Origin of the sequence: Aliidongia dinghuensis, from assembly GCF_014643535.1 — a bacterium.
Lineage (GTDB): Bacteria > Pseudomonadota > Alphaproteobacteria > ATCC43930 > CGMCC-115725 > Aliidongia > Aliidongia dinghuensis.
Genome location: NZ_BMJQ01000002.1, coordinates 202236 through 228585 on the forward strand (window position 1 = coordinate 202236; position 26350 = coordinate 228585).

Consider the following 26350-nt stretch of genomic DNA (forward strand, 5'->3'; position numbering starts at 1 on the left):
GAGGCGCTGTCGCGGAACCCGCACCCCGGGGATCCGGTGCGAGCGGATCCCCTCGGGGCACATTGCCGTGGACCTCTGGGCCTTGGACCTCTGGCATCCAGCCGAAGGTGGGGCGTGATGCGAGTTTTATAGTTAACAAAACGTAACCGTGCGGCCAGTCAAAAGACATCAAAAATTCTCAACCCTCGGGCGGCATGGCCCGGCCGCCGGCAACCCACCGGACGGCCCGGTCGCGCGCGCGCCGATCATCGCCGTCGTGATCGTTGCGGTGATCGGGGTGATGCGGCCGATGAACAGGATGATGATGGTGATGGTGGCGGGTCGGGTGATGCGGCTTGCCCCCTTCGCCGCCATGGGGCGGGTGCGGTATCACCGCCGGCGGCGCCGGCGCCCGGGCATGCCGAACGGTCGGCGGTGTGCCAGGGCCGGGAGCGTGGGGCGTCGCTCCGGAAGTCGGGCCGGGGGCGGTTCCAGTATGGCTGTTGCCGGGAACACTGCCGGGCTGACCGGTGCCGTTGAGGTTGTGCTTGGGGCTGGGCTTGGGCCCGCCCGTGCCGGTCTTGGGAGGAGCCTTGAGATGCGGCGGTGCTGCCTTCTTCTTGTCCTGGAACAGGCCGATCAGGTCCTTGGCCACGGTCGTCACCGGCGTGATCGCACCGGCGACCAGGCCGCCGAGGCTGAGGAACAGGATCAAGCCGGGCGGCGCCTTGACCTTCGTCGGCTCTTTCAGCTGCTTGTCGTCTATGCGCTCGAACAGGTTGTTGAGCTGGTCCTCCCCGAACATGACTGGCTTTCGGGTATCGAGCGTGCCGGTTCCGGGCGTTTCGTACTTGTCGAACGGGAGGTCCTTGATCTTCTTCGGCTGCGTGCGGCCGACGACGAAGCGCGGATGATCGCCGAACTCCGCGGCCCTGGCGTCGTTCTGCGTTAGGACGAAGTCGCGGGTGAGTGTCTCGCTCTCGGCGAACCGGCCGCTGACGCCGTCATAGCGCGACCAGCTGACATCATCCCCGCTCGGCACGAAATAGCCCTTGAGGTTGGCCTTCCTCAGGCCGCTGTTTATGGGCGTGACCTCATCGTAGACATAGATGCGGTCCTGCGTGGCACCCCGGTACTTGGCCGCATCGAAGCCCGCGTCGGTCAAGGCCGAGGCCATGTTGAAGACGCCGGCCGTGATGCTGCTGACGTGGCCGAGCGTCGTGCCGGTCTCGAAGAAGCCGGTCTCGATATAGCCCCACGAGGACATGGCGTTGCCAAGGCGTCCCGCCCATTTGAGCGTGGTCTTGATCCGGCTGCTGAATTCGAACGGGAAGCGGCCGAAGCGCGCGTTGGCGGTCTCCAGCGCCGAGGTGACGAGCGAGATGGCCAGGCTCCCGCCATTGGCGGCCGTGCTGGACATCGACAGGACCGACTTGCCGTGGGTGAACAGCTTGGTGACCGTCGTCGCAAGGCTGCCCGACCAGGTCGCGAACGTGATGCCGCGTAGCGCCAGCCCGTAGCGGGTGCGCGGATGGGTGGAATCGAGGCCGGCGGCCGACAGGCCCAGGGTCTCGTCCATCTTGGCGAGATAGGCGGCCACGTCCTTCTTGGCCTGGGATGTCACCTCGCCGAGCTTGGTCGAACGATCGGCCGCCGACGGGGTCGGGTCGTTGACGATCGCGCCCATGTTGATCTTCGCCTGCTGGATCAGGCCGAGAATGGTCGCCGTGTGGCTCTTCGCCAGTGCCAGGTCGGCTGGGTCGACGCCGAAATGCTCGGCCGACGTGATGGCGCCGCGGTGGAAATTATTGACGATGTCGACCGCGTTGCGCAGATCGCCGGAACCCAGCTCGCCCAGCATCTTGGCGCGCAGGCGGGATTGCAGCTTCAGCACGTTGACGCCGTTGCGCAGCGTCGAAGCAGTGGGCGACAGCCAGGAGGCGTGCCCGACCGGTGTCGCGAGGTCAATGGCCGCACCGGCGGTGCCGGACAGCCCGATCAGGCTCGCCGCCGCGACATGGGCCTGCGCCGGCAGGTAGGACTGCCCGTACCAGACCGGGTTGCCATGGTGGTCGAGCCGAATATAGCCATAGGGCTTGGAGCGGGCGCCCGTGGTGCCGTCGTAAAGGTAGAGATATTCGCCCCGGGCGAGCAGCGTCGTCGGCTGGTCCTTAAGCGTGCTGAAGGAACTCGCGCTGTAGGTCGTTCCCGCGGGCTTGCCCGGCTTGTTGAAGACCTCCTTGGGCGATGCCGTGGTGCTGAGGAATTGGAAGCGAGCGTCCGGCACGCCGCCGACGAAGACGGTATCCAGATCCTTGACGCGGCCACCCGGCAGATCGATCGCCTTGCGCGCCGGATTGTCCGCCAAGGTGGTCCGGTCCGGCAGCGGGTTCGGCGTCACGCGGTCGTCGAACGAATTGGCCCATTTGCCGAGGCCGATCCTGCTGCCGACGGCGCTGGTACCCACCTTGACCGCGACGTGCCGGATATTGTGCTGAGTCCAGAGCAGCGGCCGGTCGACCAGCCGGTAGCTCAAGAATCCCCCCACCTGTTGCCGGCGGTTGAGGCCGCCCGGCGCGGACGCGGCGAGGCTGTTCGCGGTTACCCGCTTCGCTTGCGGCGGCGCCGCCTCGTAGGCGGCGGCGAGCGTGTCGGGCCGGGTCGCGGTGTTGTCCGGCGAGATATCGGCGACGGTGGCGTCGCGCCACTGGCCCATGAGGTCGATATTGTGCGCGAGCGTGTCGGCGAGCGCGGTCCGCTCGGCAGCGGTGCCGGGGCCGCCCCCTTCCAGGATCTGGCGCAGCTGCGGCACGAGCTCGTCCTTGCGGCCCAGGAGCACGTCAAAGCTCGCGACGACATCTTCGTCGCTCAGATCCTCGAACACGCCCATGTTGTTCGGGTTATTCTTGAGATCATCGATGGCACTCTTCACGTCGTCGACCGAGGTGAAGCGCACCATGGACTTCGGATGGCCGTCCTCGTTGATCGTGAGCGCGGAGTCGAGGTCCATGTGGAACGCGAGGCCCGAGCCCCTGAAGAAGCCGATATTGCCGAAGCTGCGGCCGACCGGGTCCTCGTTCTGGGTCAGCACATGCATCACGACGGCGCGGAAGACACCGTTCTGCCGCGAAGCGTCGGCCGAGGTCGCGACGTCCGTGACCTTCTCGCCGGTCTTGAGCTTGGCGGCCCAGACCGAGGCGACGCCCCAGATCGTCGGCGAAGTGTCGGTCTCCTGGTATTTGGCCGGCAGCAGCTTGGACGCCGCACCCTTGCCCAGCACGGTGCGGTAGAGCGCGCTCGTCGACACGGCGTTGTCGACGGCGTCCTGATGCAGCGCCGGATCCTGCGCGCCGGCGTCCTGGGTCATGTCGAACATGTGCTTGACGAGCAGCACGCCGCGCTGCACGCCGAACGTGCCCTTGACGTCGCGGAACAGGTTGCCGAGACGCCGCCCGCCCGATTGCTGGGCCAGCTGGCGGATGTTCGTATCCGGCAGCTCTATGGTCGGGCGGCTGGCCGTACCTGACGCGGTGGTCGTTGTTGGGGTCGTCGGCGTCGCTGTTGCGGGTGCTGCGGGGGCGGGTGTTGCCGGGGCGGGTGTTGCGGAGGCGGGCGCCGCAGCGACGGCCGGTGTGGCCGGCGTCGGTGTGGCCGGCGTCGTTGTGGTTGGCGTCGTTGTCGTCGGGGTTGCCGTCGTCGGCGTCGCTTTGGCCGGGGTCGCTTTGGCCGGGGTCGCTTTGGTCGGCGTCGCGACCGTCGGCTCATAGGTCCGGTAGCCGCCGGCCGAGGCGGGGATGGCGCCCTGGCGCTTGTTGACGGCGCTCACCTTCTCCCGCGACAGGACGAAGCGATAGCTGCCGCCGGCGGGCTGGTTGCTCATAAAATCCTGGATCGTTTCGGGCGACTGGCCCGGCCGTTCGATCAGGATCTCGCCGGTGTTCGAGATGAAGGCGTTGGCGAGGAAGCTGCCCTTCAGGGTCGGGCGGAAGCCCGCGGCATCCGCCGCGTGGTAGATGTAGACGCGCGCGCCGGTCAGGCCGTTCTGGTCATGCGCTTGAGCGGCGGCGACGAGGTCGTCGAAATGCTCGCCCGAAATCATGAGCCGGTCGACCGGCGCCGTCGCGGACCGGGCCGCCACCTGAATGACATTGGACGGCGGCGTCGAGCTACCAGCCGGGCCGCCCGTGGAGCCGCCCGTGGAGCCACCGGTGGGCCCAGGCGCGCTGCCGGTCGTGCTTTGCATCGGCAGCGAGCCGCCGGCCGGCGGCGTCGCCTGGGATGTGCCGTCCCCGCTGTTCTGCGTGACATGATCGACATAGAAATCTGCGACCGGGCCGTGCGCGAGCGCGAACACCTGGTCGAGCGCCGCCGGATCGCCGTTGAACAGTGCGGCATAGACGGTCTTCCGCCCGGCGAGATCGAAGAGCTTCTCCGCAGCCGCGACTTCGCTCGGGTAGGTCTGGAACACGGCCGTGTCGTCGGCCGCGGTCAGCTGTTGTACGGCCGCGTCGTGGATGAGCGGGGCGTCCGTCGGCACCGGGGGCCGGTTGCCGAGCGTACGCCAGGCCAGCAACTCGACCAGCCCCTCGTCCACGCGCAGGGGAGGGCGGCCGTCGGCCGCCATGTCGCTCGCCAGCTGGCGCGCGCGGTCAGTGAAGGCCGGGGCCGTGAAATGGTGCAGCAGCTCGTGGCCGACGATCGAGCGGGGCGTCTTGGTGTCGGCGACGGGCTGGTCGGCCGGGAGGTTGTCCAGCTGCCGGTTGAAGCTGTCGAGCCCGTCGGCGGTCATGACCGAATCCCTGAGCACCAGGAACGGCTGGCCGGCGGCGTCGTGGACATAGATGCCCTGAGTGTTGGCCGAGGGCTTCGCTGGCAGGCTGTCGAACTGGGCGTCCGACGCGACGCGGACCTGGCCGCTGATATTGTCCTCGGCGGGGAGGTAGTTGCCGAAGCGCTCCTGCAATGCGTCGATCACGCCCGCCACCAGGTTCGCCTGCATCTCGTCCGGCGTCGGCAGGCCTTCGTACTGGAGTCGCTGGGCTTCTGCCTGGGTATAGGGCGACAGGCCGCAGGTGTCGCAATAGCCGTCGCCGTCGATATGGCCGCCGCAGCCGGTGTCGCGGCACGGATCGCCCTCGCGCGCGGGCTGGAACGCCGGCTCGCCGGCGCTTGCCGCCTTGCCGCTGCCGGTCCGGCTGGCGGCAAAGGGCATGTCGCCCGGATCACTCTCAGTGCGATAGTCCGCCTGTTGCGCCTCGATGCGCCCCTCGTCGGAGCGCGAGGTGGCGGTGTCGGTCGTCTCGATCGGCAGCACGTCGGCCGTGAGCGTCGCCTGCGTGCTCTCGGGCAGGGTGAGCGTCGTGGGCTCGGTCGGCGTCGTGTCTCCGGTCGCGGTCGCGGTCGAGTCCGAGCCCGACTTGGACTTGGCGCCGTGCGCGACGCCGATCGCCATGAGCCCGGCGGAGACCGCGACATTTTCGACGTCGCTGGCGCTGACCTTTTGTCCGTGGAGGGCTGCCCAGGCGAGCTGCAGGCCCTGCACGCCGAGCGAGGTCAGGTTGAGCCCGACGGTGGTGAGGGTCAGCGCCTTCTGCCCGGTGATCGCCTTCGATCCGGCCTCGACCTTGCCCGCCATGTTGACGAGCGTCGAATCCTCGGCGCCGAAACGGCTGACGAGCTGGGCCGCCCGGCCGCTGAGGCTGCCGGCGCCGACCACAGCACCGAAGGCATTGGCGCCGAAGCTCAGCCAGTTCTGCCAGTGCGTATAGCCCATCTGGCCGTCCTGGCCGCGCGAGAACAGCTGGACCGTCGCCTGCGTGGTGCCGACGACGGCGGTCGCGGTCAGGTAGGATTCGCAGCCGGCGAGCATCATCATGGCGAGCGGCGTGTCGGCGCCGTCGGTCAGGATGATCGAGCCGACGGCCGCGACCACGGTCAGGCCCAGCTCGACGTCGCCCCAAATGCTGTGCGTGTGCGAGACGTTCTGATGGGTGTCGGTGTCCTGCAGGATCTGGCCGTCGAGCCCGAGCGTCTCGTGGCCGCCGGTGAGGAACGCGAGCTGCCCGTCGCCGAGCCCGTTGTTGTTGACCCAGTTCGACCAGCCCTGCTCGGCATGACCGTTCGGGCCCACGTACCACATCTGCCCGGTCGCGGCCGACTGGACCTCGAACACGGCCAGCTGCTGCGGGTTCTTGTCGTCCTTCTTCTGGAACTCGAGTGGCAGGAGCGCCATGACCACGTCGGAGCCGCCGATCGACTCGATCTGGTTCACGACCTGGTTCAAGGTCGTGTCGCCGAACACCTTGGTATTGCCGTCGTAGGTGCCGTCGGCCCCCGGCTTGACGCCGAGCGCCTGGGCGACTTGGGCGGTGACCGCCGTCTTGGAGGTGTAGGTCTGCAGGTTGTCCAGCACCTGGGGCCCGTTCGCCGGCAGCGGGTCGCCGGGCTTGGGGGCGGCCGGCGTCTGCTGGGTCAGGCCCGCCTCGATGAGCACCTCGATGCCGAGGCCGCCGCCGACCTGCACGGACTCGCCCGAGCCGTCGCCGAGGTCGACGGTCGTGCCCGGATCCATGTTGAGGAGAGCGGGCACCAGGGTCGGCGTGCCGTCCGGTGTCGTCGTCCAATAGCCGTTCGCCATGTCCTGGAACAGCTGCTTCGGCGCGCCGCCCTTGACCGCGAGATCGATGCCGAGGTCGTACTTGCCGTTGACGACGGTATTGAGCGCCGGGCCGTTGAGCCGGTCTGCCGTCGCCTTGAGCAGCGCCGCGCCGCTGACGCTGCCGTGGCCGCCGATATAGGTGTAGATGCGCGCGATGTCGCCGTAATAGGCCGAGGCGGTGTTGTTGTCGGGTACCTGGCCCTGGTCATAATGGGTGACGGCGGCGAGCACGCCGCCCGACTTGCCGTCGCCCTCGAACTTCTGCTGATAGAGCGCTAGCGCCAGCTCGGGCGACGCTTGGAGCGGCTCGAGCGCGTTCGCCGCCTGGTCCAGCACCGCGTGGTCGCTGGGCGAGAGCGTGTCGCCGGGCAGCAGCTGGTCGAACAGCTGCTGCGTCGCCGGCGCGTTGGCGACCTCGGTCACCAGCTGGTCGTAGATCACGTCCTGCGGCGTGCCCGAAGCGTCGGGCATGCGATAGGTGTTCAACAGCGCCGCCAGTTTCTGCAGGGCGGCCTTGGCGTCCTGGTTCGAGAGGCACACGTTGGTAGGGATCGTCCCGGTGATCTGGTTCGCGGCATTGGCGATCACCGTCTGGATGTTCTTGTCCGACATGACCGCCTGGTAGAGCGGGTCGCTCGCCGGGACGCCGGCGAGATTCTCGCTGAGGCTTGTCGCGAATGCCTTGAAGTCCGTGCCCGCGGGACCGGCCGCCGTTTGCGCCTGCGCCACGACCAGCGCCGCCTCGGTCTGGGTTCCGAAGGTGGTGATCCACGACGGGTCGGTGCCGGCCGGCAGCAGCTGGGCCTCGCCCTTGAGCAGGCCCAACTGCGCCTGATTGAAGTAGTCCTCGTAGTAGCCGATGTTCGCGAGCATCGGCTGGGTGATGCCCTCGTCCTGCAGCTCCTTCATGAGCGCCGAGTGGAAGGCGGCGACTGCAGCCGGGTCATGGGGATTGGCGACATAGGCCTGGTAGGCCTTGTCGGTGGCATTCGCATCCGCCCCGGAGATCGGGGGCAGGGTCGGTGCCTTCAAGGCGCTTGCCGCCTGGTCGAGCGCCTTGCCGTTCGTGAACAGGGAGGCGAGGCCGTCGGTCTTGGCCTTGGCGAGCGCCGCGTCGATCGGATCGACGGGGGCGTCGTTCGAGGTCCCCGTCGGCGGCGGGACGGTCTGCCCCTCGACGAGCACGGAGGCCTGCGCCAGCGCCTGCTCGTTGTAGTCGGCCGACGTCTCTTCCGTCTGCTGCACGGCGGCGACCGCCGCAGCGATCTCCGCCGCGGTCGGTGCCGAGCTCTGGTGCGGCAGCTTCGCGACGATCTCCGTCTCGTAGTGGGTGACCTGCTGCGGCGTCGGCGGCGGTGGGGGCGGGGGCGGGGGTGGCGGCGGCAGCGTGAAGGTGACCGGGCGATAGGGGATGCCTACGGCTTCGCCGTCCGGACCGATGAGCATTCGAGAATCCTCCCAGATCCACCTGCTGCGGACCGCCATCGCCTGAAAGAGCGACCGCGACAGCCAAAGGGTGCGGCCGTGGGGGTTTTCTCGGCAAACCAATAAAATTTAAGAGGTCGGGACGGAAATTAATGCGGCCGGCGCGGGACCCGCCGCCGTCGAGGCATGGCGGCCGGCGATAGAGATCGGTTCTTGCCAGCACAAAAATTGCTGCGGCGAGGACGAAGCGATCGCGCTCGCCGGCTGACGTTCGTCGGCTGATGGGGGCGGTTTCGGCATGGCAGCCCTGATCTTCTGGATGGCGACCCGGCACATCGGGTAAATGGCGCCCGCGCGGCCCCAATGCCGCAGTTTCCGGCCGTTCGCGCCGACCGGACAGGCCGCCGACCGTCCGTTACCAAACCAATGTATGCGAAGATCGGTCGCACCTCCATACATTGAGAAGATATCGAAGCTTTAATCTTGATTGAGTGCATACGCGAGATATGCGCGTATCGTCGCATGCCATGATTTTTCAGGCTTTTGACTTTTCCCCTGCTGCGGTGCACCTATAAGAATGTATGGCTATAGGCCATATATCTTTTGCCGCCATGTCTTCGTCAGGCCGCAAGCAGCCTGTCTGGGCCGTGTCCCCCGGCGCGCGGGGAGCAATGAGGCGGTGCATCGAGGGGAACGTAGTGTTGACGGTACAGATCGCCGACGCCCGTCCGGGCGAGGCACGGGAGATTCCCGAGCGGATCCTTGAGAGCCATCGCCGGCAGAGCAATCAGCAGCACCAGCCCGCGCACGGTCGCCCCAGCGTACGAATTCCTGCCTTCGGGCGAGGTGCACGATGACGCGCGGATCGCTCACGCGGGCGGCTCGCGCGCTCGGCCCGCTCGCCCTCCTCGCCCTCGCCTTCCTGCCCCTTGGCGGCTGCAGCAGCCTCGGCGATCTTGAGCTGCTCAATCCCGGCGGCGACATCGGCGCCCAGGAAAAGAACCTGATCCTCATCGCGCTGGGCCTGATGCTGCTCGTCGTGATCCCGGTGATCCTGCTCACCCTGTTCTTCGCTTGGCGCTACCGGGCGTCCAACACCAAGGCGACCTACGCGCCGAAATGGGCGCATTCGACCGCGATCGAGGTGGTGGTCTGGACCATCCCATGCCTGATCGTCGCCACGCTTGCCGTGCTCATCTGGCGCACGACCCATTCGCTCGACCCCTACAAGCCGCTCGAGTCGAACGCGGCTCCGGTCCATGTCGAGGTCGTGGCGCTCAATTGGAAGTGGCTGTTCATCTATCCGGACTACGGCGTCGCTTCGGTCAATCACCTCGAGCTGCCGACCAACCGGCCCGTCGACTTCAAGATCACGGCCGAGTCGATGATGAATTCCTTCTTCATCCCGCAGCTCGGCAGCCAGATCTACGCAATGGCCGGCATGCAGACCCAGCTGCATCTGATCGCCGACAAGCCCGGCACCTATGCCGGCCTCTCCGCCTCGTTCAGCGGCCCGGGCTTCTCGGACATGCATTTCGCCGCGGTCGCGGCCGAGCCCAAGGATTTCGACGCCTGGGTGCAAGAGGCCAAGGGCTCGCGGCTGACGCTCGATCAAGACACCTACGAGGCGCTGGAAAAGCCCAGCTCCAAGGTGCCGGTGACGATCTATTCCAGCGTGATCCCAGGCCTGTTCGACAGTGTCGTCGACAAATACATGCCGGCCATGGCCATGCCGCACACGGCGTCGAACGACCAGGCGATGAACGACCAGGCGATGAACGGCCAAGCGATGAATTCGGCGGCCGTGCGCCAGACCACAGCGAAAGCTGAGGAGCAATAAATGATACTCGGAAAACTAACTCTCGACGCGATCCCGCTCGACGAGCCGATCATCGTGGGCACCGGCGCCGTCGTCGCGCTGCTGGGCCTGGCTCTGCTCGGTGCGATCACCTATTTCCGCCAGTGGGGCTATCTCTGGCGCGAATGGATCACCTCCGTCGACCATAAGCGCATCGGCGTCATGTACATCATCCTGGCGCTCGTCATGCTGCTGCGCGGCTTCGCCGACGCCATCATGATGCGCGCGCAGCAGGCGATGGCGAACAATGACGCGGCCGGCTACCTGCCGCCGCACCATTACGACCAGATCTTCACCGCCCACGGCGTGATCATGATCTTCTTCATGGCGACGCCGTTCATCATCGGGCTGATGAACGTCATCGTGCCGCTGCAGATCGGCGCGCGCGACGTGGCCTATCCGTTCTTGAATTCGCTGAGCTTCTGGCTGTCGGCCATGGGTGCGGCGCTCGTCATGCTGTCGATGTTCGTCGGCGATTTCGCCGCGACCGGTTGGGTCGCCTATCCGCCGCTGTCCGAGCTCGGCTACAGCCCGACGGTCGGCGTCGACTATTACATCTGGTCGCTGCAGATCTCAGGCCTCGGTACGACGCTGACCGGCATCAACTTCATCGTGACCATCCTGCGCATGCGCGCGCCGGGCATGGGCCTGATGAAGATGCCGGTCTTCACCTGGACGGCGCTCATCACCAACATCCTGATCGTGGCCGTCTTCCCAGTGCTGACTGCGACGCTGGCGCTGCTCAGTGCCGACCGCATGCTGGGCATGCACTTCTTCACCAACGAGGCCGGCGGCAACCCGATGATGTACATCAACCTCATCTGGGTGTGGGGCCACCCGGAGGTGTACATCCTGATCCTGCCGTGCTTCGGCGCCTTCTCCGAGATCATCTCGACCTTCTCGGGCAAGCCGCTGTTCGGCTACAAGTCGATGGTCTATGCGACCGCCTCGATCGGCGTTCTGTCGTTCTTCGTCTGGCTGCACCACTTCTTCACGATGGGGTCGGGCGCCAACGTCAATGCCTTCTTCGGCATCATGACGACGATCATCTCGATCCCGACCGGGGTGAAGCTGTTCAACTGGCTGTTCACCATGTTCCGCGGCCGCGTGCGCTATCACTCGGCGACGCTCTGGACGATCGGCTTCATGGTCACGTTCGCGATCGGCGGCATGACCGGCGTGCTGCTGGCGGTGCCGGGTGCGGACTTCGTCCTGCACAACAGCCTGTTCCTGGTCGCACACTTCCACAACGTGATCATCGGCGGCGTCGTGTTCGGCTGCCTTGCCGCCATGAACTTCTGGTTCCCCAAGGCCTTCGGTTTCACGCTGAACGAGTTCTGGGGCAAGGTGTCGTTCTGGTGCTGGATCGTGGGCTATCACTTCGCCTTCATCCCGCTCTACGTGCTGGGCTTCATGGGCATGACGCGCCGCATGAACCACTACGACAATCCGGCGTGGCATCCCTGGCTGGTCGTGGCCCTCGTCGGCGCCGTCATCATCGGCCTCGGCATCGTGGCGCTCGTCATCCAGCTGGTCGTCAGCATCTGGCAGCGCGCCGAGAACCGCGACCTGACCGGCGACCCCTGGAACGGCCGCAGCCTCGAATGGGCGACCGCCTCGCCGGCGCCGTTCTACAACTTCGCCCATGTGCCCGAGATCGATTCGCTGGAACAGCATTGGGACGACAAGGAGCGGGGCCGCGCCTATGCCCGGCCGCGCCAGTACGAGGACATCCACATGCCGAAGAACACGGCGGCGGGCGTCGTCATCTCCGCCTTCGGCTTCGTGCTCTCCTTCGCGCTGATCTGGAACATGTGGCTGATCGCGGCGGTCGGCCTCCTCGGCATGATCGGCACGTTCATCGCGCGCACCTACAACCGTGACGTCGACTACTACGTCCCGGCGGCGGAAGTCGCGCGCATCGAAAGCGAGCGCTTCGCGCTCGTGCGGAAGGCGGCGTGATCATGGGCAGCTCTGTTACCACCCTCAATCACGCCTCGCTTCGGGCCACGCCTGGGGTCGGCCACGGCCCCACGCATGGCCACGACGACCATGCCCATGACGACGGATCCAAGACCGTACTCGGCTTCTGGATCTATCTCATGAGCGACTGCCTGATCTTCTCGGTGCTGTTCGCGACCTTCGGCGTGCTCTCCGCCAATACGGCGGGCGGGCCGAGCGGCCGCGAGCTGTTCGATCTGCCCTATGTTGGCGGCGAGACGCTGCTGCTCTTGATCAGCAGCTTCACCTTCGGCCTGGCGGTGCTCGCCATGCAGGCCGGCCGGCAGGGGCAGGTGATCGCCTGGCTCGCCGTCACCTTCCTGTTCGGTGCCGGCTTCATCGGCATGGAAGTGCAGGAATTCATCCATCTGGTCGACGAGGGTGCCGGCCCCGGCCGCAGCGCGTTCCTCTCGGCCTATTTCACCCTGGTCGGGACCCACGGCCTGCACGTGACTGCCGGCCTTCTGTGGCTCGCCGTCATGATGCATCAGGTGATGCGCTTCGGCCTCGACGGCGTCGTCCGGCGCCGCGTCGCGTGCCTCAGCCTGTTCTGGCACTTCCTCGATCTGATCTGGATCTGCGTGTTCAGCTTCGTCTATCTGCGCGGGGTGCTGTGATGTCGACCGCCCATGCTACCGCCCACGGTTCTGCCGTCCACGGTTCTGGAGGGGGCGCGCACGACGCGTCCCACGGCAGCCTCAAGTCCTACACCATCGGCTTCGCGCTCTCGCTCGTCCTGACCGTGCTGTCGTTCGGCGCGGTGATGAGCGGGTACGTGCCGCACGGCATGATGCTCCAGGCGATCGTCGTGCTCGCCGTGGCGCAGCTCCTGGTGCAGCTCGGGTTCTTCCTGCATCTCGGCACCTCGGTGGGCCAGCGCAGCAACACGATGATCTTCGTGTTCGCCGTCCTGCTCATTGCGACGATCGTCAGCGGCTCGCTCTGGGTCATGCACAATGCCGACATCAACATGATGCCGATGCACATGTCGCCCGAACGCGCCATGTCGGGTGACTGAATTCGGGTGACTGAGCCCTAGCGACGGAACCCGATTGCCCGAGGCGGCGCTCATGCGCCGGCCTCGGGCGAGCGCCGATCTTCGGACATTCCGGACGTGCCCGCCCGCGACCCTGCGGCCGCGCGAGCCGGCGTGCTGCCTGCGTTCGAGGCAGCAGTGGGGAGAGCCTTCCCAAGAATTGGGCAAACAGGTTAATATTATTGCATGCGATCGACGCATACGGATTGATGTCCAATGTCTTCATGGCGACCAAGACTCGTAGAGAGCGCCCGCATGAAATACCTGGGCATTGTCGAGGCCTTGGAAGCCGACGTGCGTGCCGGCCGGGTCCGGCCGGGTGACCGGCTGCCGGCCCAGCGGGCGATCGCCGACAGCCTGAACGTCGATCTCACCACCGTTACCCGGGCGTTCAACGAGGCGCGGCGCCGCGGGCTGGTCGACGCCCAGGCCGGGCGCGGCAGCTTCATCCGCGAGGCGCTGGGGACGGATCGCGCACCTGGTGCGGCGGCCGGCACGCCGCCGATCGATCTCAGCATGAACATCCCGCCGCAGCCGGCGACCGCCAATCTGCGCCGCGCCATCGCCGACGGCCTCTTCGGCCTCATGGCGGGCGCGCGCGGGGCCCGACATTTCCAATACCAGGACAGCACCGGCACGGAGCAGGACCGGGCGGCGGGCGCCGATTGGCTCGAGCGGCGGCTCGGCCCGGTGCCGCCCAGCCGGATGCTGGTTGCCGCCGGCGCGCAGAGCGCGCTCTTCGCGATCTGCGAAGCGCAGTTTCGCCCGGGTGACGCGCTCGCCGTCGGCACCGTGACCTATTCGGGGCTTCGCGCGGTGGCGGCGCACAAGGGCATCGCCCTCAAGCCGCTTGCCATGGATGCGGGCGGCATCATGCCCGACGCGTTTGAGGCGGCGTGCCGCGACGGGGCGCCGCGGGCGCTCTATGTCGTGCCGTCGATCGACAATCCGACGACGGCGACCCTGCCGGAGGATCGCCGGCGACAGCTCATCGCGATCGCGCGCCGGCATCACGTGACGATCATCGAGGATGACCCCTACTGGCCGCTCAGGCCGGAAAGTCCGCCGAGCCTCGCCGCCCTCGCCGGCGACATCACGTGGCACATCGCGACCCTGTCGAAATGTGCCACGCCGGCGTTGCGCGTCGCCTATGTCGTCGCCCCCGGCGGCGCGCAGGCCTTGCGGCTCGCCGGCGTCTTGCGCGCGACGACCCTGATGGCGCCGCCGCTCATGGCGGCGCTTGCTTCGCGCTGGATCGCGGACGGCGTGCTGGACGAGATCGTCACGGCGATCCGGGCGGAGAATGTCGAGCGGCAGAAGATCGCGGCGGCGGTGCTCGGCGAGGCGAGCTTCGCCGCCGACCCGCACGGCCATCACCTGTGGCTGCACATGCCGCCGTCCTGGCAGGCGACCGACTTCGCCGAGCATGCAGGGCATCTGGGCGTGACGCTGGCACCGAGCACGCTCTTCGCCGTCACGGCGCCATCGATCGAGGCCGTGCGCCTGTCGCTCGGCGTGCCGGACCGGGCGGCGCTCGAGGATGCGCTGGCGCTCGTCGCGAGCCTGCTCGCCGAGCCGTCGCTCACGACGCGCGCCTTCGTCTGAGGACTGGCTGGTTGGCGTACAGGGCTGGCCCATAAGAACGTCGCGGCCGGCGGACTGAACGCCCGCCGGCCGCTCGACTGATCCAGATCCTTTCCCGGCCGCGTCACGCCGCGGTAGCGCGCGCCAGCCGGATGATGTCCTGCTTCAGCAGGTAGAGCGAAGCCGCGAGCAGGACGACGTCCTTCAGGAGGAAGGCGTTGTTGATCGCCATCGCCGGGAAGCCGACCGCGGCCCAGCCGTTTGGGATGAATGGGATGATGGTGACGGTCATCACGAACGTGCCGGTCGAGCCGATGGCGCCGAGGATGCCGAGCGTCCTGTTCCAGAAGCCGGCGAGCAGCAGCGCGCCGAACAGCCACTCGGAGACGCCGAGGAAATAACTCGCGCCATGGACGCCAAAGGCGGGCTCGAGCCAGAAGATGAACGGGCCGTTGCTGATGAACGGGATCAGCACCTGCGCCTCGTAGTCGAACCACTTCTGATAGCCGAACAGCGCGAAGATGAGCACCATCGCGGCGCGCATCAGGTGATAGTCGAGGTCGCCCGTGGCGAGAGCGGAGCTGGCGGCGAGCTTGGCGAGCGAATTCATGACTTGGCTCCCTCGATGGCGAGGGTATGGATGCGGGACATGGGATGACACTCCTTCCTGGGTTCGGCGTCGCGGGGATCCGAGCGCCGTACGAGTGTCAATCTATGGCTGACGAATGGGATCTTTAATGCTATAGAAGCTCTTGTTCATGCCTATTCGTCTCAATCTGGTCGAGTGATGTCGGAACCTATGGATTGGCTGAGCCGCCTGCTGGAGCTGGTGCCCGTGCGCGGCCGGCTCGATCTGCGCTGCTTCTACGGCGCGCCCTGGCGCATCGAGCAAGGGCCGGGCGCTCCGGGCGAAATCCCGTATCACGCCGTGCTGGGCGGGTCGGCCGTGCTGGAAGATCCGGCCGGCGGCCGGCCGCGGCGGCTCACCGCGGGCGACATCCTGCTGCTGCCGCGCAATCCGCGGCACGTGCTGCACGACGGCGGCGGTGGGCCGCCGATGCCGGCCGAGGCCCGCGTGCGGCTCAACGTGACCTTCAGCGAGAATGCCGGCACGGGCGACCGGCTCGACATGCTGTGCGGCCATTTCATGCTGAGCCCGCCGCACGATCGCCTGGTCAGCGATCACTTGCCGCCGCAGTTGGTGGTGCGTGCGGCCGACCATAGCGCCGCGACCGCGCCGCCCGGGGCCGGTGCCCAACTCGCGGGGCTGGTCTCGCTCCTGCGCATCGAATCGGCGATCGAGAGCCTGGGCAGCCGTGCCATGCTGAATGCCTTGTCGACCGCCATGTTCGCACTGACGCTGCGGCTCGCGAGCGAAGCGGACACGGCGCCGACGGGCCTGCTGGCGCTCGCCGGCCATCCGCGCCTGGCGCCCGCGCTGACGGCGCTGTTCCAGAACCCGGGTCACCCCTGGTCGCTGCCGGAACTCGCCCGGCTCTGCCACATGTCGCGCGCGACCTTCGCGCGCCATTTCCAGGAGAGTCTCGGGCGCTCGGCGGCCGAGCTTCTGACCGACATTCGCATGACGCTCGCCGCCAACCTGTTGCGCCACGGCACGACCGCCGTCGGTGCTGTCGCCGATGCGGCGGGCTATCAGTCGGAAGCCGCGTTCCAGCGTGCCTTCAAGCAGCACATGGGCGTGACGCCGGCGCAATGGCGCCGGTCGGCGCCCGCCGCGGACGGTGAGCTGTAGCGGATCGAGATCATCGGCACTGGCTTACAATCGATGAGACGCCGCAAAGCAGGCACCTGACCACCCCGCTTGATGCGACATCATTCGGCGAAGGCCGATAGACCGATCGCTCGATTGTCCAGCCGGGCTTGGCGGAGCACCTGTCCCGCGCTGGTCAATCCCAGATACGCGATGACCGCGGCGACGGCGATGTCGGGCCAATGCGTCCCGGTCAGCCAGACCCCGGCGCCCGCGAGGATGACGGCAACATTCGCGATGGCGTCGTTCCGCGTGCAGAGCCAGACCGACAATCGGTTCGCATCGCCCGTCCGGTGGCGGAACAGCAGGAGCGCGACGCCGACGTTGATAGCGAGCGCGAGCAGGCCGATGCCGCTCATCAGGTCCGATCGCGGCACACCGTCGGAGAGCGCGTGCCACACAGTATTCCCGGCGACGTATAGGCCGAACGTGCCCATGACGAGGCCCTTGCCGATGGCGGCGCGGGTGCGCCAGCGGACAGCCATGCCGAGAACGGTCAACCCGACCGCGTAGTTCGCCGCGTCACCCAGGAAATCAAGCGCGTCCGCCTGAAGGGAAATCGATCCCGCAAACAGGCTGGCGACCGCCTCGACGACGAACATCGCGCCGTTCAGCATCAGCGCGATCAAAAGGATCCGACGATAGCTCGGATCCGGGGGTGGCGCCTGGCAGGTGGCGACGGAGCAGCAGCCGGACATGAAGGTCGTGACCCTGGTTGGAAACCGATCACATACCCATATGGACCCTGTAGCCACTAGAGGGTCAAGGGATGGTCGAGCGCGTGGACATGAATATTGCCGCTGTCGCGCGGGCGACCGGTATCAAGGTGGAGACCATCCGCTGGTACGAAAGCGTTGGCCTGATTCCGTCGCCTGACCGCTCGGCCGGAAACTACCGGGTCTATCGGAACGAGCACGTAGAGCGCCTGGCCTTCATCAAGCGCTCGCGCGATCTGGGCTTTACCCTCCGCGAGGTCCGCGCGCTGCTCGATCTCGCCGACCATCCGCAGCGGGACTGCGCGGAAGTCGACAGGATCGCCCGCCTCCATCTGGTAGAGGTCGAGCGAAAAGCGGCCCACCTCGAACGCCTCGCCGGAGAACTCCGCCGCATCATTGACAGCTGCAACGGCGGCAATGTCGCTGACTGCAGGATCGTCGAGAGCTTGTCGGCGTCGGCCTGAGTCGCCTTGAGGTTCGTTCAGTCGAGGGCCCGCTTGTAGACGGCGCCGTCCTTCATGATCAGCTTGAGCCGGCGTTCCGGATCCCGCAGCACGCCCAGGTCATCGAGCGGGCAGCCGTCGAGGGCGATGAGGTCGGCGCCCGCCGCGGACGGTGAGCATGCCGCCGCTCGGGACCCGGCGGCACCCCGACATTGATTCTTGGTAATCTCAGAAATGTCACGGGCGACTTCACATGGTAGTCACAACCGCCCGGCAAGATGGTTAACGGAAATTTAACCATAAGGGTGACGACCATGCGCGCATCGAACCCCGCATATTTCCTCGGACGGCCTGCGGCTGCGGCGATCCTCGCCCTCGGCCTCGCCGTCTCTTCGCAGGCGTCCTTCGGCGCGGATACGACCGCGGCCGCTACGGCGCCGACGCCCACGACGGGCTTTACCCTCTCGACCTTCGCCGGCCCGCTCGCCGGGTCGAGCCAGCCGGACTCGATCGCCGTCGTGGGTGCCACGGTCTGGGTCGGCTACGGCAACACCGGTAACCCGGACGGCACTGGCGGCGCCAAGAGCCAGATCGTGGAATATTCCAACACCGGTACGGTCCTGCGGGTGCTAACCGTCGCCGGCCACAACGACGGCCTGCGCTACGACGGGGTCAACAAGAAGCTGTGGGCGCTGCAGAACGAGGATGCCAACGCCAACCTCGTCCTGATCGACCCGACGACGGCTGCGACGGAGCTCTTCACCTTCGGCAAGCCGCTGCACGGTGGCGGCTATGACGATATCGTGTTCAAGGATGGCTACACGTACCTGAGCGCGTCCAACCCGACGCTCGACAAGAACGGCAACAACATCGGCCCCGCGATCGTGCGCGCCGTGCTGCGGCAGAACCACACGGTCGACGTCTATCCGGTGATGTCCGGCACGCCGGAGGCGGTGAACTTCACGTTCGGCACGCCGACCCGGCTCAACCTGACCGATCCGGATTCGATGATCCTGACGCCGTGGGGCGACCTGCTGCTCGACGATCAGGGCGACGGTCAGCTCGTCCTGCTCAGGGCGTCCAACTCGAACGAGCCGCCGATCCAGGTGATCCCGCTGCAGGGCGGCATGCAGATCGACGACACGGCCTTCGTGACGGCGAACCGCGGCTATCTGCTGATCGCGGACCGGAACTCGAATACGATCTACAAGCTCTCGAGCAACGTCTGGCAGGTCGGCACCGCCTTCTCGGCGTCGACCGGCGTCGCCGCGTCGGGCAGCACGCCCGCGGTCCCGGCCTATGTCGGCCAGATCGACCTGCACAGCGGCGTGGTGCTGCCGGCCGTCACCAACCTGACGAGCCCGCACGGCCTGGCCTTCGTCGCCCAGTAAGCAAGTTCAAGGCGAGCATCGCCGGCCGTCGTCGGCGGCGATGCTCGCTTCTTGCCTGTTCAGTCGAGCGCCTGCTTGTAGATCGTACCGTCCTTCATGATCAGCTTGAGCCGCCGCTCCGGATCCTGCAGCACGCCCAGGTCGTCCAGCGGATTGCCGTCGACGGCGAGGAGGTCGGCGCGCGCACCCGGTGCCACGACGCCGATCTCGCCCTCCAGGCGGAACAGCTCTGCCGCATTGGTCGTGGCGGCGCGGATCACGTCGATCGGCTGCTGGATCTCGCCCCGGAGCGCGAACTCGGTCAGCTGCCGCCGGTGCATGGCGCCCAGCAGGTCGCTGCCGTAGACCAGCTTCACGCCGCTGCGGTGTGCCAGCTCGAGCGCCCGGCTGCCGGCGTCGAGCACGTCGAAGATCTTGGCGTGCATATCGGCCGGCAATCCCACCTTGACGCCTTCCTCGGCGAGCGCGTGATAGGTCGCGAGCGTCGGCACCAGGAACGCGTCATGCTCCAGGAACTTCGCGATGCTCGTCTCGTCGAGCAGGTTGCCGTGCTCGATCGAGCGGACGCCGCAGTCGAGCGCCCGGTTGATGGCGCGGGCGGTATAGGCATGGGCCATGACATAGATCGAGGCGCCCTCGGCCTCCTCGACCGCCGCCTTGATCTCCTCGATCGAGAATTGCGTGCTGGTGATGCGGTCGGTCGGCGAGGAGACGCCGCCGGACGCCATGATCTTGATCTGGGTGGCACCCTTGCGGATCTCGTGGCGGCAGGCGCGGCGCACCTCGGCGACGCCGTCGCACACCACGCCCAGGCCCGCGCAGCAGAAGCAGCCCTCGAAACTGTGCTCGCCGCGTGAGCGCATGTCGCCGTGGCCGCCGGTCTGCGACAAGGCATGGCCGCAGAACAGGATGCGCGGGCCGGTGAGGTACCCCTCGGCGACGGCATCGGCCAGGCCGAAGTCGGCGCCGCCGGCATCGCGCACGGTCGTGAAGCCGCGCATCAGCATGCCTTCCAGGATCTCGCCCGCGCGCGCCGCGACATAGGTCGGCGACCAGCGGGTCAAGGCGGCGAAATCGGGCGTCGCCGCGGTCAGGTGGACGTGGGCGTCGGCGAGGCCGGGCATCAGCGTCAGGCCGCGGAGGTCGATGACGCGCGCCGCGGCCGGCGCCGGGCCGTTGGCATAATCGATCTCGGCGATCCGGCCGTCGCGGACCAGGACCGTCCGGTCGGCAAGGATCTCGCCCGCCACGGTGTCGAGGATCTGGGCATTGCGCAGCAGGGTGATCTGGGGCTCGCTCACGGCTCTGGTCCGCCTTTCGTCGATGGGGAGCCCGGCGCCGCTGCGTCCAGGCTTGCTCACTTAAGGATATTAGGAAGCCGGCTGCAGCAGGAATTGCTAAGTTTCGGCAGATCGCTCTGCAGATCCTCTGTCGCGTGGCTGAACTTTGGCGCCCCATCCTGCGGGCCTGCCGCTAGGCTCTGGGACATGGTCGCCGGTCGATGGCGACGGGATCAAGGAGGGAGCCATGACCCAGGTGAACGAGTTCAGCACGCTTACTTTCGACTGCTACGGCACGCTCATCGATTGGGAGCGCGGCATCCTGAACGAGCTTCGGCCGTGGGTCGATCGGCAGGGTCGCCAGGGCCTGAGCGACGACGAGATCCTGGAGACGTTCGGCCAGACCGAGGCCGCCTGCGAGGCCGAGACGCCGGCGACGCTCTATCCGCAGATCCTGGAGGAGGTGCACCGGCGGCTCGCCCGGCAGTGGGAGATCCGGTCGGCGGCCGACGAGACGGCGGATTTCGGCCAGTCGGTCGGCCGCTGGCCGGCCTTCGCCGACAGCGCCACGGCGCTGCAGTATCTGAAGCGCTATTACAAGCTGGTCATCCTGTCGAACGTCGACCGGGCGTCCTTCGCGCTCAGCAACCAGAAGCTCGGCGTCGAGTTCGACCGCGTCATCACGGCCGAAGACGTCGGCTCCTACAAGCCGAACCTGCGGAATTTCCAGTATGCGCTCGCCGATCTGGAGCGCTCGCTGGGCGTTGGCCCGTCGCAGATCCTGCATACGGCGCAGAGCATCTTCCACGACGTGGTACCGGCGAAACAGGTCGGCCTCACCACGCTCTGGATCAACCGGCGCAAGGAGGTCGGCGGCTGGGGTGCCACGCCAATGCCGGCCGCCGCCGGCGATGCCGCCAAGCCGCATTTCCAGGTCGCGAGCATGGCCGAGTTCGTGGCGCTGCATCAGGCCCATCTGCGTGGTGAAACGGCCTGAGCGATGGCGTCGATCGACCGGACGAGGGGGCGGCCATGAAGCGCGGCGACGGGGGCGCCATCAGGCTGGACCGGCTGGATCTCAAGATCCTCGCGGCGCTGCAGGCCTCGGGCCGGATGACGAACCTCGATCTGGCCCAGGCGGTCGGCCTGTCCGCGACCCCCTGCCTGCAACGCGTGAAGCGCATGGAGGCGGCCGGCTATATCCGCGGCTATGGGGCGGAGCTCGACATCGACCGGCTGGCGAGCAGCATCACCGTCTTCACCCAGGTGATGCTGCGCAACCACCGGCGCGAGGATTTCCTCCGGTTCGAGCGCGGCATCCAGGACATCCCGCATATCCTGAACTGCTTCCTGGTCACCGGCGGCTACGACTACCTGGCGCAGTTCATCGCCCGTGACATCCTCGACTATCAGCTCGCGGTCGAAAGCCTGCTCGATCGCGATCTCGGCGTCGAAAAATACTTCAGCTACGTCGCGATCAAGCAGGTGAAGCGCAGCGGCGGCTATCCGCTGGCCTTGCTCATGCCCGAGGCCCAAGACTGAAGGCCCCAAGACCGAAGGCTCAGACCACGAGCGCCGACAGCCGTGGGCGCTCGGCCAGCAGGTCGGCGACGACGGCGAGGCCGGCGCTAAGTTCGTCCCGTGTGCGCGCGGCACCGAGGCTGAGGCGTACCGCCTCGGGCGCCGTTCCAGCGGCGAATTGGTCGGCACCGACCACGCCGATGCCGGCCGAGCGCAGCCGGGCCACGAACATCGCTGAGGTCCAGGGCGGCGGCAGGGCGAGCCAGGCATGGAACGCGTCCACCGGCGCTGACAGGACGCCGTCGGGCAGCAGGGCGCGCAGGATCGCCCGCCGGGCGGCGGCCTCGGCCCGGATCGCCGCCGTCACTGCGTCGGCCGTGCCGTCCTCGATCCAGCGCGTCGCGGTCGCCACCGTCAGCGGCGATGCCATGGTGGTCGTGGCCCGGATGGCCCCGGCAAGGCGCGCCGCGGCACTGGCGTCCGGCGGCACGACATAGGCGACGCGCAGCGCCGGCGACAGGCATTTCGCAAGGCCGGCCACATAATAGGTAAGCTCGGGCGCCAGCGTCGCGAGCGGCGGCAGTGGTGCTGCCGGCAGCATGGCGTAGGCGTCGTCCTCGATGATCGGCACGCCGTGCTCGCGCGCGACTGCGGCGATCGCGGTTCGCCGCGCCAGGGACATCGTCGCCGTCGTCGGATTGTGCAGGGTCGGCGTGCAATAAAGCGCCTTCGGCCGCTCGCGCCGGCAGGCCGCGGCGAAGGCCTCGGGCACCAGACCCTCGGCATCAATCTCGACGGGGGCGAGGCGCAGGCGGAGATGAGATGCGAGCGCCCTGAAGCCAGGATAGGTCAGCGCCTCGACACAGACGACGTCGCCCGGCACCGTGAGCTGGCTGGTGATTGCGAGCAGCGCGCCTTGGGTCCCGGCCGAAACCAGGAGGCGCTCCGTCGCGAGCAAAGGGAAGCGCCGGCCAAGCCATTGGGCGCCCGCTGCGCGGTCTTGCACCGTGCCGCCCGGCTCCTGGTAGCAGAGCAGCAGGTCGAGCCCGTCGCCGGCTTCCAGGGTGGCGATGCCCTGCCACAGCCGTGCGGCGAGCCGCGCATCGGCAAAGCGCGGCGGCAGGTTCATCGCCATGTCGACGATGCTGGACGAAGGGCTGAGCGCGCGCGGCGATGGCCGTGCCCGGACGAACGTGCCATGGCCGACCCGGCCCTCGATCAGCCCGCGCCGGCGCGCCTCCGTATAGGCGCGGGTTACGGTTGTGAAATCGATCCCGAGCGCTTCGGCCAGGCGGCGCTGAGTCGGCAGGCGGGTGCCCGCGGCGAGCGCGCCGGATTGGATGTCCGACGCGAGCGCGTCCGCAATCGCGAGATATAGGGGGCCGCCGCCCTTGCGGATGGCCGGCTGCCAGGGCGCAGTTTCTTCATCCTCGGCCATTGCGCCTACTCCGCTCCTGCATATATATGTACATTATATGGATTTAATGGTCCATACAAGCGGCATACAATGCAGATATTGGCGCCGCGAATCCCTAGGAGGGACGCATGCCTGCCACCAGAGGCGACAAGATCTTCGCCGTCAGCATCACGCTCGCGATGCTCGCCGGTTTCGTCGTCATCCTGTTCCGGTCGATCGAGTTCTGGAACTACATCCCGGGCAGCCTCGATCCGGCCGGGCGCGTGCCGATGGTGCTCGGCATTGTCGGCATGCTGATCCTGGCCGCGATCATCGTCGGCGTGTATTTCCGCGGCCGTCAGCAGGAGATCCGCGACGCCGAGGCCGAGGAGCAGGAAGAGGCGGAGCGCGAGCAGCGGAAATAGCGGGCGCGGGATCTCTAGGCGAGGCCGGCGGCGTAGCCGTCGCGCTGCGGGTCGGCGCCGCCCTCGAGCTGGCCGTCCCAGCAGGTGATGCCGTGCGGGGCTGCGAAGGGGTAGGAGAGCGGCGAGCGTTTTACCGCGTAGCCTTTGGCCGTGAGCGCGTGCTCGACGCGGCGCGGGATGCGGTTCGAGATGTCGATCGCGTCCGAGGTGGCGCTGAAGCGTGGTGCTGCGACCGCTTCTGCGACCGGCATGCCCCAGTCGAGCACATTCAGCAGGACCTGCAGGATGGCCGGGCCGATCCAGGCGCCGCCGGGCGCCCCCAACGTGAAGACCGGCGTCTCGCCTTCGAACACGATGGTTGGGCTCATCGACGAGAAGCGCCGCTTGCCCGGTGCGATGGAGCCGGCGCGGCCGGGACGCGGGTCGTACCAGTTCATGGCACCGTTCAGCATGAAGCCCACGCCCGGCGGGATGACGCCGGACGGCACGCCGTTGGTGTGGGTCAGCGAGACGACCATGCCGTCGGCATCGATGCAGGACACGGTCGTCGTGTGCTGGCTGTCGCCCGTGATGCGGACGAGCGGCGTCTTCTCGCCGCGCCGGATCCGGGCAGCACACTCGTCGGCATAGGCGTCCGACAGCAGCCGGTCGAGCGGCGGCGCCACGAAGTCCGGGTCGCCGATGAACCGGTCCTTGTCGGCGCCGGCGATCTTCATCGCCTCGGCGACGATTGCGATATAGTCGGCGCCGTTGTGCGCGAGCGCCGTGAGCACGAACCGCTCCAGGATGCGCAGCGCCTCCGCGACATAGATGCCGCCGGCCGGCGGCGGCGGGGCCGAGATCCGGCGGCCGCGGTAGTTGACTTCGAGCGGCGCCTTCCGCTGCACCCGGAAGCCCGCGAGATCGGCGCGCGTCATGAGCCCACCGTGCGCCGCCATGTCATCGGCGATGCGCCGGGCGATCTCGCCGGTGTAGAAACTGTCGGCCCCATCGCGCGCCAGGTTGGCGAGCGTCTCAGCGAGCGCCGGGTTCCGGACCGCGTCGCCGAGCTTCTTCGGCGTGCCGTCGGGCCGCAGGTAGAGCTCGCGGCCGTCGGCCGTCAGCGCCAGCTTGTCGGCATAGGGCCGGCGCCCGACGCTCGTCTCGTTGAGCGCGAACATCGACGCCACATGCGGGCGGATGAGCCAACCGTCGCGCGCGAAGCCGATCGCCGGCCCGAACAGTTCGGCCCAGGCGAGCCGGCCAAACGCGCGATGCGCGTCGCCGAATACGCGCACGATGCCCGGCGTGGTGACGGCGGCGTGGCCCAGCTCGTTGACCGCGCCCTTCAGTACATAGCCGTAGCCGTCGCTGCATTCGCGCTCGAAGATGTCGGCCCACATGTCGGGCGTCGCCGCCGCAGGGCAGGTCGACAGCCCGTCGAATACGGTTGCCTGCCCATTCGCCGGGTCGAAGATCTGCAGGCTGCCAAGGCCGCCCAAACCACACATGGCCGGATCGACCACGCCCTGGGTCAGCGCGCAGGCGACGACGGCGTCGAGCGCGTTGCCGCCGGCCTCGAGCACCGCGAGGCCAGCCTCAGTTGCCTCCGGCTGCGGCGCCACGATCATGGCCTTATAGGCGGGACGGCGACGGCTCGGTCTCGGCATGGCGGGCTTCCTGGCTGATGGGCGGGACTGGGTGGGAGGCGGGACTGGGTGAGAGGCGGGGTGAAACTCTAGCCTAAGGCATGCCGAGGATCATCGCATGCGGCGCGCTGCTTTGCCGCTGGCCGTGCTTCATGCGATGATCCCGAGGGCCGAACGCCGCCAGCTGACCCCACAAATGCTGGATAATTTGGCCCGCGCCGGTAGTGAAGTGTTAACCCCTCAGGGCGTGAAGTCGGCCGAAATCCTCTATCCTCGGATGTGCAGCATGGTTCAGGATCCGCAACCGATCGACGCCCCGGCCAGCTATCTGCCGCCGATCGAGATCGTGCCGACCGGTGCGGCTCTTGGCGCCGAGATCCGCGGCGTCGACCTTGCGTCGATCGACGATGCCGAGTTCCAGGCGGTCCATCAGGTTTGGCTCGATTACAGTGTGCTGCTGTTCCGCGACCAGGCGCTGGAGGACGAGGACCTGATCCATTTCAGCCGGCGCTTCGGCACGCTCGATTTCGCGCCGGTCCAGGAGACCGGGCGCCGCTTCGTCGAGGGCTATCCCGAGATCTATGTCGTCTCGAACGTGCTCGGCGCCGACGGCGAGCCGATCGGCAGCCTCGGTTCGGGTGAGGCGGTCTGGCACACCGACATGTCTTATCTGGTCGAGCCACCCAAGATGAGCATGCTCTATGCGCTCGAGGTGCCGCCCGTCGGCGGCGAGACCGGCTTCTGCAGCATGTACGCGGCCTACGACAATCTGCCGGACGGCTTGAAGCGCCGCATCGACGGCCTCACGATCAAGCACGACGGCACCTACAACAGCGGCGGCTACCTGCGGCAGGGCGTCACCGCGACCGACGATCCGCGCACCTCGCCCGGCGCCGTGCATCCGCTCGTCTGCACCCATCCGGAGACCGGCCGGCGCAATCTCTATCTCGGCCGGCGGCGCAACGCCTACCTCCTGGGCCTGGCGCTCGAGGAGTCGGAGGCGCTGCTTGACGAGCTTTGGGGCTGCGCCACGCGGCCGGAACTCAGCTGGTACAACAACTGGCGGGTCGGCGACCTGGTCATGTGGGACAACCGCTGCACCATGCATCGGCGCAATCCCTTCGCGGCCGACAGCCGGCGCGTCATGCACCGCACCCAGGTCCAGGGACAGGAACGCCCAACGGCCTGAGCTTTCCGGCCTCGCGAACAAGAACGGTCCAGCAAGGACAACGCAGCAA

The 26350-nt window shown here is 67.6% G+C and carries 18 protein-coding genes; 12 read left to right on the plus strand and 6 right to left on the minus strand.

What is annotated here, in order from left to right; genetic code table 11:
• Positions 1 to 178: 178 nt before the first annotated feature.
• Positions 179 to 8083, minus strand: a complete 7905-nt coding sequence (locus IEY58_RS04375) for a hypothetical protein (RefSeq protein ID WP_189042896.1) — start codon at positions 8081 to 8083, stop codon at positions 179 to 181.
• Between the two features lie 832 nt (positions 8084 to 8915).
• Here IEY58_RS04375 and cyoA point away from each other — a divergent pair.
• The 5 genes from cyoA to IEY58_RS04400 all read left to right on the plus strand — a co-directional run bounded on the left by cyoA (position 8916) and on the right by IEY58_RS04400 (position 14562).
• On the plus strand, positions 8916 to 9902 hold the full coding sequence (gene cyoA, locus IEY58_RS04380; protein ID WP_189042898.1) for a ubiquinol oxidase subunit II: 987 nt from the start codon (positions 8916 to 8918) through the stop codon (positions 9900 to 9902).
• Entirely contained in the window at positions 9903 to 11882 is a 1980-nt protein-coding gene (gene cyoB, locus IEY58_RS04385; protein ID WP_229743475.1) for a cytochrome o ubiquinol oxidase subunit I, read from the plus strand.
• A 2-nt stretch (positions 11883 to 11884) separates the two neighbouring features.
• Positions 11885 to 12538, plus strand: a complete 654-nt coding sequence (gene cyoC / locus IEY58_RS04390; RefSeq protein ID WP_189042900.1) for a cytochrome o ubiquinol oxidase subunit III — start codon at positions 11885 to 11887, stop codon at positions 12536 to 12538.
• A complete protein-coding gene (gene cyoD, locus IEY58_RS04395; protein ID WP_189042902.1) occupies positions 12538 to 12939 on the plus strand; it encodes a cytochrome o ubiquinol oxidase subunit IV in 402 nt (133 codons plus the stop codon). The genes cyoC and cyoD overlap by 1 nt, the downstream gene beginning before the upstream one ends.
• 273 nt (positions 12940 to 13212) lie before the next feature.
• A complete protein-coding gene (locus IEY58_RS04400; protein WP_189042904.1) occupies positions 13213 to 14562 on the plus strand; it encodes an aminotransferase-like domain-containing protein in 1350 nt (449 codons plus the stop codon).
• 103 nt (positions 14563 to 14665) lie between these two features.
• On the opposite strand, the gene IEY58_RS04405 is transcribed toward IEY58_RS04400, so the two are convergent.
• Positions 14666 to 15151, minus strand: coding sequence for a YkgB family protein (locus IEY58_RS04405; RefSeq protein ID WP_189042906.1), 486 nt, complete (start codon positions 15149 to 15151; stop codon positions 14666 to 14668).
• A 189-nt stretch (positions 15152 to 15340) separates the two neighbouring features.
• On the opposite strand from IEY58_RS04405, the gene IEY58_RS04410 reads away from it, so the two are divergent.
• Positions 15341 to 16294 (plus strand): cupin domain-containing protein, encoded by a 954-nt coding sequence (locus IEY58_RS04410; protein WP_229743476.1) that lies wholly within the window; start codon positions 15341 to 15343, stop codon positions 16292 to 16294.
• An 80-nt stretch (positions 16295 to 16374) separates the two neighbouring features.
• Here the strand turns inward: IEY58_RS04410 and IEY58_RS04415 are convergent, their stop codons facing one another.
• Positions 16375 to 17010 carry a cation transporter gene (locus IEY58_RS04415; protein ID WP_189042910.1) on the minus strand — a complete coding sequence of 212 codons (636 nt, stop codon included), beginning with the start codon at positions 17008 to 17010 and terminating at the stop codon, positions 16375 to 16377.
• 71 nt (positions 17011 to 17081) lie between these two features.
• Between IEY58_RS04415 and IEY58_RS04420 the strand changes: the two genes are divergently transcribed.
• Positions 17082 to 17492, plus strand: coding sequence for a MerR family transcriptional regulator (locus IEY58_RS04420; RefSeq protein ID WP_229743478.1), 411 nt, complete (start codon positions 17082 to 17084; stop codon positions 17490 to 17492).
• A 293-nt stretch (positions 17493 to 17785) separates the two neighbouring features.
• Entirely contained in the window at positions 17786 to 18862 is a 1077-nt protein-coding gene (locus IEY58_RS04425; RefSeq protein ID WP_189042912.1) for a hypothetical protein, read from the plus strand.
• Between the two features lie 59 nt (positions 18863 to 18921).
• Here the strand turns inward: IEY58_RS04425 and IEY58_RS04430 are convergent, their stop codons facing one another.
• Positions 18922 to 20163, minus strand: a complete 1242-nt coding sequence (locus IEY58_RS04430; RefSeq protein WP_229743479.1) for a metal-dependent hydrolase family protein — start codon at positions 20161 to 20163, stop codon at positions 18922 to 18924.
• A gap of 226 nt (positions 20164 to 20389) precedes the next feature.
• Between IEY58_RS04430 and IEY58_RS04435 the strand changes: the two genes are divergently transcribed.
• Both IEY58_RS04435 and IEY58_RS04440 read left to right on the plus strand, forming a co-directional pair.
• Positions 20390 to 21139 carry a haloacid dehalogenase type II gene (locus tag IEY58_RS04435; RefSeq protein ID WP_189042914.1) on the plus strand — a complete coding sequence of 250 codons (750 nt, stop codon included), beginning with the start codon at positions 20390 to 20392 and terminating at the stop codon, positions 21137 to 21139.
• Between the two features lie 35 nt (positions 21140 to 21174).
• The gene (locus IEY58_RS04440) at positions 21175 to 21684 is read left to right on the plus strand and encodes an Lrp/AsnC family transcriptional regulator (protein WP_189042915.1); all 510 of its coding nucleotides are present in this window, start codon (positions 21175 to 21177) and stop codon (positions 21682 to 21684) included.
• Positions 21685 to 21703: 19 nt separating this feature from the next.
• Here IEY58_RS04440 and IEY58_RS04445 read toward each other — a convergent pair whose 3' ends face one another.
• Positions 21704 to 23101, minus strand: a complete 1398-nt coding sequence (locus tag IEY58_RS04445) for an aminotransferase-like domain-containing protein (protein WP_189042917.1) — start codon at positions 23099 to 23101, stop codon at positions 21704 to 21706.
• Between the two features lie 107 nt (positions 23102 to 23208).
• Here IEY58_RS04445 and IEY58_RS04450 point away from each other — a divergent pair, with 107 nt between their 5' ends.
• A complete protein-coding gene (locus IEY58_RS04450; protein ID WP_189042919.1) occupies positions 23209 to 23484 on the plus strand; it encodes a hypothetical protein in 276 nt (91 codons plus the stop codon).
• A gap of 14 nt (positions 23485 to 23498) precedes the next feature.
• Here IEY58_RS04450 and ggt read toward each other — a convergent pair whose 3' ends face one another.
• Positions 23499 to 25133, minus strand: coding sequence for a gamma-glutamyltransferase (gene ggt / locus IEY58_RS04455; RefSeq protein WP_229743480.1), 1635 nt, complete (start codon positions 25131 to 25133; stop codon positions 23499 to 23501).
• A 265-nt stretch (positions 25134 to 25398) separates the two neighbouring features.
• On the opposite strand from ggt, the gene IEY58_RS04460 reads away from it, so the two are divergent.
• Positions 25399 to 26301 (plus strand): TauD/TfdA dioxygenase family protein, encoded by a 903-nt coding sequence (locus IEY58_RS04460; protein WP_189042921.1) that lies wholly within the window; start codon positions 25399 to 25401, stop codon positions 26299 to 26301.
• Positions 26302 to 26350 lie beyond the last annotated feature (49 nt).